The sequence below is a fragment of the Streptomyces natalensis ATCC 27448 genome (assembly GCF_000935125.1).
Taxonomy (GTDB): Bacteria; Actinomycetota; Actinomycetes; order Streptomycetales; family Streptomycetaceae; genus Streptomyces; species Streptomyces natalensis.
The window spans coordinates 336033-349229 of record NZ_JRKI01000008.1 but is presented as its reverse complement, the minus strand read 5'-3'; the positions used below and the strand labels follow the sequence as shown (position 1 = coordinate 349229).

The window sequence follows — 13197 nt, the reverse complement described above, 5'->3', positions numbered from 1 at the left end:
GTGCGGTCAGGCTCGCTCGGCAGCCCACCACCAGGCGATCGACGGGACCGGCGGGGGCGCCGTACGCGCCGAGCTGGGTGCGTCCGCCCAGACCAGGTCGTACGAGGCGTCCGCCACAGGCAGCGGGTTGCGGTTGCGCGGGCTGGCGTACCGCGGGGCGAGCGCGTGGTACGCGACGTCCCCCGCGATCCACTCGCCGAGCATCTCCACGTACCGCCGCAACGGTGCGTTCGCGCCTCGGGCCAGCTTGTCACCGAGCCGGACGACCAGGGCGAGCACCTGGTCGCGCAGGGCCACCGCGTGCCGCACCGCCTCCCGGGGCGTACATCCCCGCTCCCGTACGAGGACGTTCACGAGGTTCTGCTCCCACGGCTCCTGGTGGTCCTCCTTGTTGTAGGAGAACAGGTCGTTGTCGCAGGAGACGACGAAGCCCGCAGCATCCGTGAGCGCCTGCACGGGCTCCGCGTACAGCACGTCCGGTGGCAGCTCCGCCCCGTTCGCGGTCTCGCACCAGGTGAGGGTGAAGCGGGTGCCGTTGACGGACATGCGCATCGCGCAGAAGTCGTTCAAGGACGGCATGACGTCGCGTTCGGTGTTGGCGGTCTGCCAGGTGGCGCCCAGCACCCAGTCCCGTACGCCCTCGCCGAATCGGCGCAGCTGGTACGGGGTGAGCAACGCGCGTGTGCGCTGGACCAGGTCGGCCAGGGCGTCGGTGAACGGACCGGGCGGCAGCAGCGCGGAGCCGGGCGCCTCCAGGCTGCGGAACAGCCGTATGCCCTCGTCCGCGACGGCCGCGGCGCTTGCGCGCGCGGGTCCGGCATCCTGCGCGTCCTGCCAGTCGTCCAGGGCGAAGGCCCAGTAGTTCCACTCGGCGAACAGCACCATCGGCTCGACGTCGCCGTACGGAATGATCCGGCTGGTGAAGTCGGCGCCCCGTGTGGCCAGGCCCCAGGCCCGCTCGGTGGGGTCGGGGTAGAGCCCGAAGCGGTCGATCCATTCGACGGCCCGGGCCTCCAGTTCCTCGGCCTTGGGGTGGATCAGTGAGGCGTTGAACGGGCAGTAGAACGGCGGCAGTTCCCAGCCGATCCGGGACGGTGCGCTGTCGGCCGCGTAGACGGGTGGCATCGGCTCAGCGGTCCCCGTCCGTGAGGCGGAACATCAACAGCCGGGTCTCCAGCGCGTGATCCCGCCAGATCCGGAAGAGCTTGCCGTGGGTGATGGCGGACTCGGTGAGCCGCTCCCGCGACCATGCACCCGGCGCCTCGCCGCGCTCGACCCGCTCCAGTTCCGCCGTGTTCCACGCCATCGACTGCACCCAGAACTCGGCGACCCGGTCGGTCACGTCCTCGTCCTGCTCCAGCTCGAACCCCGCCTTCTGGGCGGCGCGGATGTACTCGGTGAGCGTCCCGAGCCGGGTCTTGTAGTACCCGTCGATGAACTCGGTCCACTCCGGGCGGCAGATGAAGTGCTCCTGGAGCCCGAACCAGCCACCGGGCTTCAAGGACCGGGCCACCACCTCGAAGAGCCGTTCACGGTCCATATAGCCGGAGCTCTCGTTGGCGTACGCGGCGTCGTAGGTGCGGTCGGCGGCATACGTGTGGACGTCGGCGAGTACCGGGGTGATGCGCTCTGCCACCCCGGCAGCGGCGGCGAACTTCCTGATGAGCGGCAGGTGGCCGCCCGCGACGGTGAGGGCGGTGACGTGGGTGCCGTGCTCCTGCGCCCAGTAGAGCGAACCGCCTCCCACACCGCAGCCGATGTCGAGCAGCGAGCCGGGCGGGGTGGCATACGCGCCCCAGGTGCGGGCCGCGTGGTCGACTATCGCTTCCTGGGAGGCCACGATGCGGCGCTGCAACACCCGCTGGGAAACGGTGGTGTTGGGCGTATGCCCCGGCTCGAAGAGCCCCATGTGGAAGTGGACGCGCGGGCCCGGGCCGTATTTGTGGAGGATATCGGCGGTCTTGCGCGAGTAGTACAGGGGCACTCGTGTCTCGTCGAAGGCGAGGAGACTGCGGGTCATCGGTTCTCCGTTTGGCGCGGCGTGGGGGTGAACAGGCGGATCAACCTTGCCCGAAAGTGATCGGGCCTGCCATGTCACCCCCTGTTAAATGCGCGCCGGCTTCGCGCCAAGCGGTAGCGAACATTCCCGCGAAGGCGACATGCCTGAAGCGGCGTCACATGGTGACGCCCGGCGGACAGGCGCTTGCTGCGTTGCTGTCCGCCGGGCGGCTCGGTGACCCGGCCCTCGCGGGCTCGGGGTGTGTCCGTCGGGCCCCGCCCCCTCCTGCGGGGCCCGGCGGAAGTGGGGTGGGGGTCAGCCGCTGAGGTCGTCGAAGCGGCGGACGAGGGTGGCGCGGCCGGCTTCGGTGAGGTCGCCGTGGACGCGCATGCGGGCGAGGCCGCCGTCGGGGAAGACGTCGAGGCGTACGTGGGTGGCGGTGACCGTCCGCGGCAGCTTGAAGCGGTGCGGGGTGTCGGGCTGGAGCTTCGTCTTGGGGAGGATCTCGAACCAGGAGGAGGCGTCGTCGGGGTCGCCGTTGCAGCCGGACAGGGCGGCCCAGCCCGCGGAGTTGCCCTTGAGGTAGGCGGTGTCGATCTCGATGGCGCGGATCTCGCCCTGGGCGGCGAGCTTGAAGCGGACCCAGTCGTGGGTGTTCTTGACCCGGCGCCGGCGGTTCTCCCAGCCGTCGTCCATCTTGCGCGAGAGGTCGGGCTGGATGATCTGGGTGGGCGAGGAGTAGAAGCGGTCGGAGGCGTCCTCGACGGTGCCGCCGTGCATGACGGAGGCCAGATCGAGGGTGCCCAGGACGTCGAGCCACTCGGGGTCGGGGACGACCTCGCCGTAGACGCGGAGGCGGGCTATGCCACCGTCGGGGTGCTGCTTGAGGCGGAGATGGGTGAAGCGGCGCTCGACGGTGACCTCGAAGCCGTTGGCGGCGTGGCCGCGGACCGGCGTACGGGGAACGAGCTCCTCCCATTTCACGTCGTCGGCGAGCAGGTCCTCGGGGCTGGGGCTGCCGGGCAGCGCGGTCGCCTCGACGGTGACCTGCTGGGGGTAGTTGCCGCGGAAGTGGGCGGTGTCGACGATGACGCCGCGGATCACACCGGGGGCGGCGAGGCGGATCAGCGCCCAGTCGTGCTCGTCGTCGGTCGGGAAGGGGTGATCGCCGTCGGCGCCGCGGCGGCGCCGGGTCTCCCAGCCGTCCATGATCTTGCCCTTGTGACCGAAGTGCTCGGGGTCGAAGACCGCCGGAGCCGGCTTCAGCAGGTTCTCGCGCTCGGCGAAGAACTCGTCGTTCGCCGCGATCACACCGGCGCCGAAGCGGCGGTCGGCGAGGTCGACGAGCGAGGTGAAGGGGAAGTCCCCACCGCGGTAGTCGGCGTAGGGGTCGCCGCCGCCGTACGGGTTGGCGTCGTTGGCGTGCGGATCGGTGGAGTCGGCGGCCGGGGTGGCGGTCATCGTTGCCCTTCGGTGAGGAGCGAGCTGTGGACCCGTCCACGGTCGCAGGACCCCACCCCACAGGTCCATCGAAAGTTCTTGACAGTTATGTTCAGTGAAAACTTAACAATCCCGTGGATTAAACCGTCAGCGGATGTGAGCTTCGCCCTGCGACTGGTCCGCCGCCTGGCGCAGCGCCGCCAGCACCCTGGCCAGCCCCGGCGCGCCCTCGGAGCCGCGACGGGCGGCCGCCACCACATGGCGGCGCGGCTGGTCGGCGTGCAGCACCCGCAGGGCCACCCCGGAGCCGCCCCGCTCGGTGCGGGAGACGGTGCCGGCCGCCATCGCCATCCGCGGCACCAGCGCCACGCCCATTCCGGCCGCGACCATCGACAAGATCGCGCCCCAGTCCGCGGCCGCATGCGCCTGCTCCGGGACGAAGCCGGCGCTCTCGCACGCCGTGGTGGTGATCTGCGACCAGGGCCCGCTGCTGCCGAAGATCCAGGGCTCGCCCGCCAGATCCGCCAGCCGCAGCCCCGGTTCGGCGGCCAGCGGATGACCGGCCGGCAGGGCCACGTCCAGCGGGTCGGCCAGCAGCTGGACCCGGCTGAACTTCGGGTCGCGCGGGGTGGGCGCATGCGCGGCCAGCGAGAGCGCCAGATCCACGCTGCCCTCCGCGAGCAGCTCGTACGCGGCCTCCGCCTCCGCTTCCCGTACGGCGACCGACAGCCCCGGATGCGTACGGCGCAGCTCCTGGACGGCGGGCACCACCAGGGCGGGGATGGCGGTGGAGAACGCGCCGACCCGCACCTGTCCGGCCTCGCCCTGGAGGTAGTCGAGCAGTTCCGCATCCGCCCGCTCCAGCTGGGCGAACACCGCCTCGGCATGCCGCAGCACCAGCTGCGCGGCGTCCGTCAGCCGTACCCGCCGGCCGTGTGCCTCCAGGAGCGTGACGCCGAGCTGTTTGGCCAGACCCGTCAGCTGCTGCGAGACCGCCGAGGGCGTCATGTGCAGCGCCTCGGCGGTCGCGGTGACCGTGCCCAGCTCTTGGAGGGTGCGCAGGATCCGCAGCTTCTTGACGTCCCAGTCGGCCATGCGGGCAGCGTACGCAGTCAGCGCCGGCCCCCGGCGCCGAGCGCGACGCCCGCGTGATCGCCAAGCGGCATTTCAGCGTCCACGCGCCGTTCGGCTTCAGAGCGGAAGATCGTCAGGCAGGATCCGGAACGCCTTGTGACGACCAAGCGGGCGCACAGCCCGGAAGTCGCGACGGTCGAGGGCAAGGACGGCATCGGTGTCATGGTCGGCGGCGAGGGCTACGTTCACCGCACCCGCCAGGAGCTGCCGGTACGACGCCCCGCGTCCCGCATGGACGGCGGGCGCGCTTCTTCCTGATGGGCGCGGGCGCTCTCCAGGACTGCCACGGTTTCCTCTCCGTGGATGGCGTGGACGGATCCGCCGTGGCAGCCCACCAAACATCAGATCCAGCGAATTATTGCGACCCTTTTATTTAGCCGAACCGAAAGATTCGCGCTCCCGGGCCGCGGCCTTCCGCGCCTGGATCGCCGCCTGCCGCTCCTCGAACTTCCGCGCCTGCCCGTCCAGGCCGTTCATGAAGACCCCCAGCTCCTCCTGGGCGCGCAGCCCGGCGGGGCCCAGCCCGCCGATCTCCAGCACCTTGAGGAAGCGCAGCACGGGCTGGAGCACATCGTCGTGGTGGATGCGCAGGTTGTAGATGCCGCCGAGCGCCATCCGGGCGGCGGCCCGCTCGAAGCCGGGCATGCCGTGGCCGGGCATCCGGAAGCCGGTGACGACATCGCGTACGGCGCACATGGTCTGGTCGGGGGCCATCTCGAAGGCCGCGGAGAGCAGATTGCGGTAGAAGACCATGTGGAGGTTCTCGTCGGTGGCGATCCGGGCCAGCATCCGGTCGCAGACGGGGTCGCCGGAGTGGTGGCCGGTGTTGCGGTGCGAGATCCGGGTGGCCAGCTCCTGGAAGGCGACGTAGGCCACCGAGTGGAGCATGCTGTGCGAGTTGTCGGATTCGAAGCCCTCCGCCATATGGGCCATACGGAACCGCTCCAGCTCGTCGGGGTCGACGGCCCGGCTGGTGAGCAGATAGTCGCGCATCACGATGCCGTGCCGGCCCTCCTCCGCGGTCCAGCGGTGCACCCAGGTACCCCAGGCGCCGTCCCGGCCGAAGAGGGTGGCGATCTCGTGGTGGTAGCTGGGGAGGTTGTCCTCGGTCAGGAGGTTGACCACCAGCGCGGTCCGGCCGATGTCGGTGACCTTGGACTGCTCGACGGCCCAGGGCTCGCCGCCCTCCAGCTGGCCGGGGAAGTTCCGCCCGTCGCTCCAGGGGACGTACTCGTGCGGCATCCAGTCCTTGGCGACCGTCAGATGCCGGTTGAGCTCCTTCTCCACCACCTCTTCGAGCGCGTAGAGGAGCTGGGCGTCGGTCCAGGCGGCCTGGCCGCGCTCTCCGTTGTGCTGGGCGGGGGCGATGGTCACGGGGGAACTCCGGGGGACGACGAAACCTACGGGACCGTAGGCGGGGGACCTACGGGGCCGTAGGTTACGTCATCGTAGGTTGGGTCCGGTTAAAGACCGGAGCCCGCCCAAAACGGCGGAAAACCGCGCGATAGCCACTCCGCAACCCGTTTTTCACCTGCGAAAACGCCTCCCGATGTCGCGGGGCATACAAAAGGGCGCCCACCGGTTCGTAGGAACCGGTGGGCGCCCTGTGGACGTCGGCGGGGCGACCGTGCGCCCCTGGCGTCAGCTCTTGGAGTCGCCCTGCTTGCGGGTCTTGTCGCCGGCCATGACCAGCCCGGCGATCACCAGGAAGAGCACGATGGGGGCGGCGACGTAGAGGCCGAGCGTCTCGGCCACGTTCAGGCCCGGGCCCGGGTCGTCGCCGTCGTCGGGCATGACCGCGAACGCCGGGGAGGACATCAGCATCAGTAGCGCGGTACCGGCAGTGATGGTTCCGGCGCGCAGGGCATTCTTCTTGACCTGGTTGCTCACGGTGTCAACGTAGCGGACGCCCCTCCACCCCGCGCGTCCGGGGTGGCGTGCAGGGGCCCCGGCCCGGGGAGGGCGCGGCGGCCCTCAGCGGCCGCCGTCGCCCAATTCCCGCATCAGGGCGTGCAGTCGGGGCGAGGCGGCCAGTTCCTCCAGGGTCAGCGGGCGGCCGTCGGGGGCGGCGATGGGAAGGCGCCAGTTCGGGTACTCGTCCCATGTCCCGGGGAGGTTCTGGGGGCGGCGGTCGCCCACCGCGTCCGGGAGCCAGACGCCGACGAGGCGGGCGGGGGTGCGCAGCAGAAAGCGGTGCACGGCCTTGACCACGGCCTCCTCGTCGGCCGGTCCCTCGGGGAGCAGACCGCGGTGGGTCAGCTCGGCCAGCCATTCGGCCAGCTCGTGGCGTGCGCGGGCGCGTTCGCGTCCGGGCGGGCCGGCCAGCAGGCCGAGCCGGGCGCGCAGGGCGATGTCCTCGCCGCTGAGCCGGGCGGCGGTGGACGGCAGATCGTGGGTGGTGACGGTGGCCAGACAGCCCTCGCGCCATTCCTCGGGGGCGAGGATGCGGGCGTCGGGGGCGGATGGGGCCGGGGCGTCGGTATCGGGGGCGGCGGCCTCCGGGGCGGGCCCGTCCGGATCCACGCCTTCCGGTTCCGCGCCGTCCGGGCCCGCGCCATCCGGATCCGCGCCGTCCCCGTCCACGGCGTAGTCCCGTTCGAACCACAGCACGGAGGTGCCCAGCACCCCCCGCTCGGCCAGCGTCTCCCGTACGCCGGGCTCGACCGTCCCCAGGTCCTCGCCGATCACACAGGCGCCCGCCCGGTGGGCCTCCAGGGCCAGCAGGGACAGCATCGCCTCGGCGTCGTAGTGGACGTACGCGCCCTCGGTCGGCGGGCGGCCCGCCGGGACCCACCACAGGCGGAAGAGGCCCATGACGTGGTCGATGCGCAGCGCCCCGGCGTGCCGCAGCAGGGAGCGCAGCAGCCCGCGGTAGGGGGCGTAGCCGGTGGCGGCCAGGGCGTCGGGGCGCCAGGGCGGCAGGCCCCAGTCCTGGCCGCGGGCGTTGAAGGCGTCGGGGGGTGCGCCGATGGACATCCCCGCGGCGAAGGCGTCCTGCTGGGCCCAGGTGTCGGCGCCGGTGGGGTGGACGCCGACGGCGAGGTCGTGGACCAGGCCGATGCCCATCCCGGCCTCCCGCGCGGCGCGCTGGGCGGCCGCCAGCTGCTGGTCGGTGAGCCAGGCGAGGCGGCAGTGGAAGTCGATGCGGTCCAGCAGCCCCTGGCGCGCCCGGGCCGTGGCCGGTGAGCGGGGGTCGCGCAGCCCGGCGGGCCAGGCGCGCCAGTCGGATCCGTGCCGTTCGGCGAGGGCGCACCAGGTGGCGTGGTCCTCCAGGGGCGCGCCCTGTTCGGCGAGGAAGTCGCAGTACGCGGCGCGCCGCCCCGGTGAGAGCGGCACCGCGCACAGCAGCTCCAGGGCCTCGCGCTTGAGCTCCCAGACCGCGTCGCGGTCGATCAGCGCGCCGCGTTCGAGGACGTCGCCGCGCAGGGTGCCGGCGCGGGCGGCGAGGTCGTCGGCCCGCCGGCGGTCGGGGCCGGTGAGCTGGGCGTACTCGGGGATGTGCTCGATGCGCAGATGGACCGGGTCGGGGAAGCGACGCGAGGAGGGCCGGTAGGGGGAGGGGTCGGCGGGCGGGCCGGGGACGGCGGCGTGCAGCGGGTTGAGCTGGACGAAGCCGGTGCCCAGGGCACGTCCGGACCAGGCGGCGAGATCGGCGAGGTCCCCGAGGTCGCCCATGCCCCAGGAGCGGCCGGAGAGCAGGGAGTAGAGCTGGACGAGAAAGCCGTGGGTGCGGTCCGGCGGGGCGGGGACGCGGTCGGGGGCGACGATCAGCCGGGCGCGGGCGGTGCGGCCGTCGGGGGCGTGCGCATGGAGGGTGTGGACGCCCGGGGGGAGGTGGGCCGCCGGGTTCCCGGGGCCGGGGTCGGCCTCCTCGCCGTCCTCGGTCGTGACGCGCAGGGCCGTGCCGGCGGGCAGGGCGCCGAGGTCGGGCGGGCGGCCGGGGCGGGCCACGACGGTGCCGGGGAGCAGGGTGCGGCCGGCCGTGTCCGCGGAGGCGGCCAGGGCTGCGCGGACCGCATCGGGTGTCGAGGCGTCGACACCTAAGGCGGCGAGTACGGCGATGAGGGTGTCGTCGCCGATGTGGCGGATGAGGCCCGGCGCGGGCCGATAGGACGGGGCGATGCCGTGCAGCCGGGCAAGCCGCTCGCGGCCCATGGGTCCTCAGACCTCCATGGACTCCGTGCCCAGACCGGTGGCCGTCGGCTCACTGGTCAGCGGCAGCTCGGCGGAGATGGGGACCTCGCTGGTCAGGGGTGCGGCGTCGGCGAGCGGCGGCTCACTGGTGAGCGGCGGCTCGGCGAAGCTGAGGGTGCCGGAGCCCTCCAGCCCGGAGTCGGGGCCGGTGACCCCGTCGAAGAGGTCGGGTTCGGTCGGCGCGTCGCCCGGTTTGGCGGACAGCGCATCAAGCAGCAGCTGAGCGGATGCGGCCACGAGGGCCTCCCGTTCATCGGTAATGGGACAGGTCTGCCCTACCCACCAGACACGATCGCAGACGCTTTTACCCATTAAACGTGTCTCAGCTCACAGCCCGCTCGCAGGCGATTTCACGGTTGGGGCGTTCGGGTGACGCAGAGGAGGCTGACAAAACGGGCATCGCGGCGGAAGTTCTGCGGGCGGCGGGCATGCGGCGGTCGCCCGGCACCCCCTCCCCCGGGCACCCCGCCCTCGCACCGCAGCCCCCCGTACCGCCACAATGGGAGCCACCGGCCGAAGGTCTGTCCGAACGGGCGTCGGCGGCACAAAGGGGGGCCGGTACGAACCGGCGAGCGGTAGAAGACGGGGACGAGGAGCGGCCGTGCGGGTCCGGGGCGTGTGGGGCGTCGGGAGATTCGGAGCTACCGGGACATCCGGAACGACCGGGGACACCGACAGAGGAGCGGGGAAGACCACCGGCAGGGGGAGCAGAAGCGGCGCGGGCGCCCGCGCCCGCGTGGCGGGGACCACGGCGCTGGCCGCCGCCGTCATCTCCGGGCTGCTCGGCGGGGCGCCGAGTGCCCAGGCGGCGCCCGAGGGCCCCTCCCGCGGTGCCCCCGACCAGCCGGACCGCCCGGCCGGCGCGGGTGCGCTGCCCGCCGTCTGGCCGCGCCCCCAGTCGATGCGGGAGCTGGCCGACGCGGTCCCGCTCGGTGGTGAGGCGGCGCTGGTGGCGGCGCCGGACACCGATCCGTACGCCCTGGACGTGGTGCGCGGCATCCTGCGCCGGGCGGGCGTGCGCACGGTCCACGAGGTGGCGCCGGGTGAGCGGCCGCCCGCCGGCGGGCCGGTGCTCTACGTCGGCGGGAGCGCGGCCAAGGACGCGCTGCGGGCGCTGAAGGCGCCCGCCCGCGGGGATCTGCCCGCCGGCGGCTACCGCCTCGCGGTCGGCCAGACCGGCGGCCGCGACACCGTCGCCCTCGACGGCGTCGGCCCCGACGGCCTCTTCCACGCCGCGCAGACGCTGCGGCAGCTGGTCACGGACGCGCCCCACGGCAGGCACCAGCTCGCGTCGGCCCTCGTACGGGACTGGCCGGGCACGGCGGTGCGCGGGATCACCGAGGGTTTCTTCGGCGAGCCCTGGAGCCGGGCGCAGCGGCTGGCGCAGCTGGACTTCATGGGGCGTACGAAGCAGAACCGCTATCTGTACGCGCCGGGTGACGACCCGTTCCGCCAGGCCCGGTGGCGCGAGCCCTATCCGGCCGCGCAGCGGGCCGACTTCCGGGCGCTGGCGGAGCGGGCCCGCGCCAACCACGTCACGCTGGGCTGGGCCGTCGCGCCCGGCCAGGCGATGTGCATGTCCTCCGAGGAGGATCTGCGGGCGCTGCGGCGCAAGGTGGACGCCATGTGGGCGCTGGGGGTGCGCTCCTTCCAGCTCCAGTTCCAGGACGTCAGCTACAGCGAATGGCACTGCGACGCCGACGAGGAGACCTTCGGCAAGGGGCCCGCCGCGGCCGCCAAGGCGCAGGCCCGCATCGCGCGTGCGCTCGCCGACCATCTCGCCGCACGCCACCCGGGCGGCGCGCCGCTGTCGGTGATGCCGACCGAGTACTACCAGAACGGCTCGACGGCCTACCGGCAGGCGCTGGCCGAGGCGCTCGGCGACGGGGTGGAGGTGGCCTGGACCGGCGTCGGCGTGCTGCCGCGGACCATCACGGGCAGCGAACTGTCCACCATCCGCCAGGTGTTCGGCCGGCCCCTGGTCACCATGGACAACTACCCGGTCAACGACTACGCCGAGGACCGGATCTTCCTGGGCCCCTGCAGCGGCCGCGACCCGGCCCTGGCCACCGGCTCCGCCGCGCTGCTCGCCAATGCCATGGAGCAGCCGGTGGCCTCCCGTATCCCGCTGTTCACGACCGCCGACTACGCCTGGAACCCGCGCGCCTACCGTCCGGCGGAGTCCTGGGACGCCGCCATCGACGATCTCGCCGGCGCCGACCCCGGCGCTCGCGCCGCGCTGCGCGCCCTGGCCGGAAACGACTCCTCCTCCGTGCTCAACCGCGAGGAGTCGGGGTATCTGCGCCCCCTGATGGACCGCTTCTGGAAGGCCCGCGAGGCCGCCGTCAACCACGGCCGCCCCGGCAAGGACGCGGACCTCGCCGAGGCGGCCAAGGCGCTGCGGGCCGCGTTCGCCACCATGGCCTCCGCCCCGGACCGGCTGACCGGCGACCTGGCGGCCGAAGTACGGCCCTGGGCCGAGCAGTTGGGCCGCTACGGGCGCGCGGGCGAGGCGGCCGTGGACACCCTGATGGCACAGGCGCACGGCGACGGCGATGCCGCCTGGACCGCGCAGCGGACGGCGCAGCGGCTGCGCACGGAGAGCGAGGGCAGCCCGGCGACGGTCGGCAAGGGCGTGCTGGCGCCGTTCCTGGAGCGGGCGATGACCGAGGCCAACGCCTGGACCGGGGCACGCGCCGACGGCCCCCGGCCCACCGAGGGCGCCGCCCCCACCTCGCTGACCGTCCCCTTCGCGCGGGCCCGTCCGCTCACCGCGGTCACCGCGCTGACCGATCCCGGCCCGTCAGCGGGCGCGGTGTCGCTGGAGGCGCACGTGCCGGGCGAGGGCTGGCGCCGCCTGGGCGCGCTCTCCCCCACCGGCTGGACCGAGTCGCAGACGCCCGGCCTGCGCGCCGACGCGGTGCGGCTGTCCTGGGCGGACGGCACCGCGGCGCCGTCCGTGCACGCCCTCGCCCCGTGGTTCGGCGACACCCCGCCGGCCGGTCTCGAACTGGCCCGCAAGGAGTCAGATGCGCAGACCGGCGGCACGGCGCGGGTCGACGCCCGTATCTACTCCCGCCGGCCCGCCGACGTCCGGGAAAAACTCCAGGTCAAGGCGCCTAAGGGGTTCAAGGTGGAGGCACCGGGGACGGTCACCGCGCCGCGCGGCGGCACCGCCACCGTCCCCATCGCCGTCGACGTCCCCGACGACGCCCGCTCCGGCACGTACACCATCCCCATCAGCTATGCGGGCGGGCAGCAGACGCTGACCGTACGGGTCTATCCCCGCACCGGCGGCCAGGACCTGGCGCGCGGCGCCGACGCGACCTCGTCCGGTGACGAGACGGACGACTTCCCGGCGTCCGCCGCCACCGACGGCGACCCGGAAACGCGCTGGTCATCGCAGGCCGACGACCGCGCCTGGCTCCAGTTCCGGCTCCGCCGCCCGGTTCGCCTGGGCCTGGTCGTCCTGAACTGGCAGGACGCCTACGCCGCCCGCTACCGCATCGAGGTCTCCGCGGACGGCCGCAGCTGGCACACCGCGGCCGTCGTCCGCGACGGCAAGGGCGGCCGCGAGTCGGTCCGGATGGACGCCCCCGACACCCGCTATGTGCGCATCCAGGGCGATCAGCGGGCCACGCGGTTCGGGTATTCGCTGTGGTCCGTGCAGGCATATGCGGTGCACGAATAGCCGCGGCCCCGAGCGGGCCGCGGCCACCGTGCAAAAGGCCCGGATCGCCTACGCCGATACGGCGTCGATCCGGGCCAGGGCGTCATCCGCGCCGTACGGCTGCAAGTAGGGCAGCCAGCGCGGGTCCCTATGCCCCGTACCGATGATCCGCCACGCCAGTCCTGACGGCGGGGCGGGCTGGTGTCGCAGCCGCCAGCCGATCTCGGCGACATGGCGGTCGGCCTTGACGTGGTTGCAGCGGCGGCACGCGGCGACCACGTTCTCCCAGGTGTGCTGACCTCCCCGGCTGCGCGGGATGACGTGGTCGACGCTGGTTGCGACGCCACCGCAGTACATACAGCGCCCGCCGTCACGGGCGAACAGCGCCCGGCGGGTCAGGGGCACGGGGCCACGAAAGGGCACCCGCACAAACCGCTTCAGGCGGACCACACTCGGAGCCGGTATGACGCGGGTTGCACTGTGCATCAGGGCGCCGGACTCCTCGAGACTCACAGCCTTCTCATTGAGTACGAGGATGAGCGCGCGGCGGAGCGGTACGACGCCGAGCGGCTCGTACGACGCGTTGAGGACCAGGACATGCGGCACGGGTGCCTCCTTGTACGCCGGCGGCGCGTGGCTCGCGCCGGGACGATCTCCCCCAGTGTCCCCCGGTGCCTGGTCGGAGCGCCACCATGACCGAGTAACGGGCCGGAGGTGTTTTCCACCACATCCGGATCACACCGGCACGCTTCCCGGCACA

Annotated in this window: 10 protein-coding genes and 1 pseudogene; 1 reads left to right on the top strand and 10 read right to left on the bottom strand. The window is 73.1% G+C overall.

Features of this window, described 5'->3' with window-relative positions; all coding sequences use genetic code 11:
* Positions 1–6: 6 nt before the first annotated feature.
* The 9 genes and pseudogenes from SNA_RS06380 to SNA_RS06345 all read right to left on the bottom strand — a co-directional run bounded on the left by SNA_RS06380 (position 7) and on the right by SNA_RS06345 (position 9004).
* A complete protein-coding gene (locus SNA_RS06380; RefSeq protein WP_037793252.1) occupies positions 7–1125 on the bottom strand; it encodes a terpene synthase family protein in 1119 nt (372 codons plus the stop codon).
* A gap of 4 nt (positions 1126–1129) precedes the next feature.
* The gene (locus SNA_RS06375) at positions 1130–2020 is read right to left on the bottom strand and encodes an SAM-dependent methyltransferase (protein ID WP_037793256.1); all 891 of its coding nucleotides are present in this window, start codon (positions 2018–2020) and stop codon (positions 1130–1132) included.
* A 294-nt stretch (positions 2021–2314) separates the two neighbouring features.
* Positions 2315–3460: an allantoicase gene (alc, locus tag SNA_RS06370; RefSeq protein WP_030070859.1), complete on the bottom strand. Its 1146-nt coding sequence runs from the start codon at positions 3458–3460 to the stop codon at positions 2315–2317.
* A gap of 126 nt (positions 3461–3586) precedes the next feature.
* Positions 3587–4534, bottom strand: a complete 948-nt coding sequence (locus tag SNA_RS06365; protein ID WP_044363728.1) for a LysR family transcriptional regulator — start codon at positions 4532–4534, stop codon at positions 3587–3589.
* A 96-nt stretch (positions 4535–4630) separates the two neighbouring features.
* A pseudogene (locus tag SNA_RS43640) lies at positions 4631–4786 on the bottom strand (VapC toxin family PIN domain ribonuclease); the annotation flags it as partial.
* 156 nt (positions 4787–4942) lie between these two features.
* Positions 4943–5947 (bottom strand): acyl-ACP desaturase, encoded by a 1005-nt coding sequence (locus tag SNA_RS06360; protein WP_030070862.1) that lies wholly within the window; start codon positions 5945–5947, stop codon positions 4943–4945.
* 267 nt (positions 5948–6214) lie between these two features.
* Positions 6215–6463 carry a hypothetical protein gene (locus SNA_RS06355; RefSeq protein WP_030070864.1) on the bottom strand — a complete coding sequence of 83 codons (249 nt, stop codon included), beginning with the start codon at positions 6461–6463 and terminating at the stop codon, positions 6215–6217.
* Between the two features lie 84 nt (positions 6464–6547).
* A complete protein-coding gene (gene malQ / locus SNA_RS06350; protein WP_044363726.1) occupies positions 6548–8728 on the bottom strand; it encodes a 4-alpha-glucanotransferase in 2181 nt (726 codons plus the stop codon).
* 6 nt (positions 8729–8734) lie between these two features.
* Positions 8735–9004 (bottom strand): hypothetical protein, encoded by a 270-nt coding sequence (locus SNA_RS06345; RefSeq protein WP_030070870.1) that lies wholly within the window; start codon positions 9002–9004, stop codon positions 8735–8737.
* Positions 9005–9503: 499 nt separating this feature from the next.
* Between SNA_RS06345 and SNA_RS06340 the strand changes: the two genes are divergently transcribed.
* Positions 9504–12458: a glycoside hydrolase family 84 protein gene (locus tag SNA_RS06340; protein WP_044363724.1), complete on the top strand. Its 2955-nt coding sequence runs from the start codon at positions 9504–9506 to the stop codon at positions 12456–12458.
* A 48-nt stretch (positions 12459–12506) separates the two neighbouring features.
* Here SNA_RS06340 and SNA_RS06335 read toward each other — a convergent pair whose 3' ends face one another.
* Entirely contained in the window at positions 12507–13043 is a 537-nt protein-coding gene (locus tag SNA_RS06335) for an HNH endonuclease (RefSeq protein WP_018088296.1), read from the bottom strand.
* Positions 13044–13197 lie beyond the last annotated feature (154 nt).

Bases quoted from the DNA above. Each gene is read 5' to 3' on its own strand.
- SNA_RS06380 (WP_037793252.1), bottom strand. From the start codon at position 1,125: ATGCCACCCGTCTACGCGGCCGACAGCGCACCGTCCCGGATCGGCTGG.
- malQ (WP_044363726.1), bottom strand. From the start codon at position 8,728: ATGGGCCGCGAGCGGCTTGCCCGGCTGCACGGCATCGCCCCGTCCTAT.
- SNA_RS06365 (WP_044363728.1), bottom strand. From the start codon at position 4,534: ATGGCCGACTGGGACGTCAAGAAGCTGCGGATCCTGCGCACCCTCCAA.
- SNA_RS06375 (WP_037793256.1), bottom strand. From the start codon at position 2,020: ATGACCCGCAGTCTCCTCGCCTTCGACGAGACACGAGTGCCCCTGTAC.
- alc (WP_030070859.1), bottom strand. From the start codon at position 3,460: ATGACCGCCACCCCGGCCGCCGACTCCACCGATCCGCACGCCAACGAC.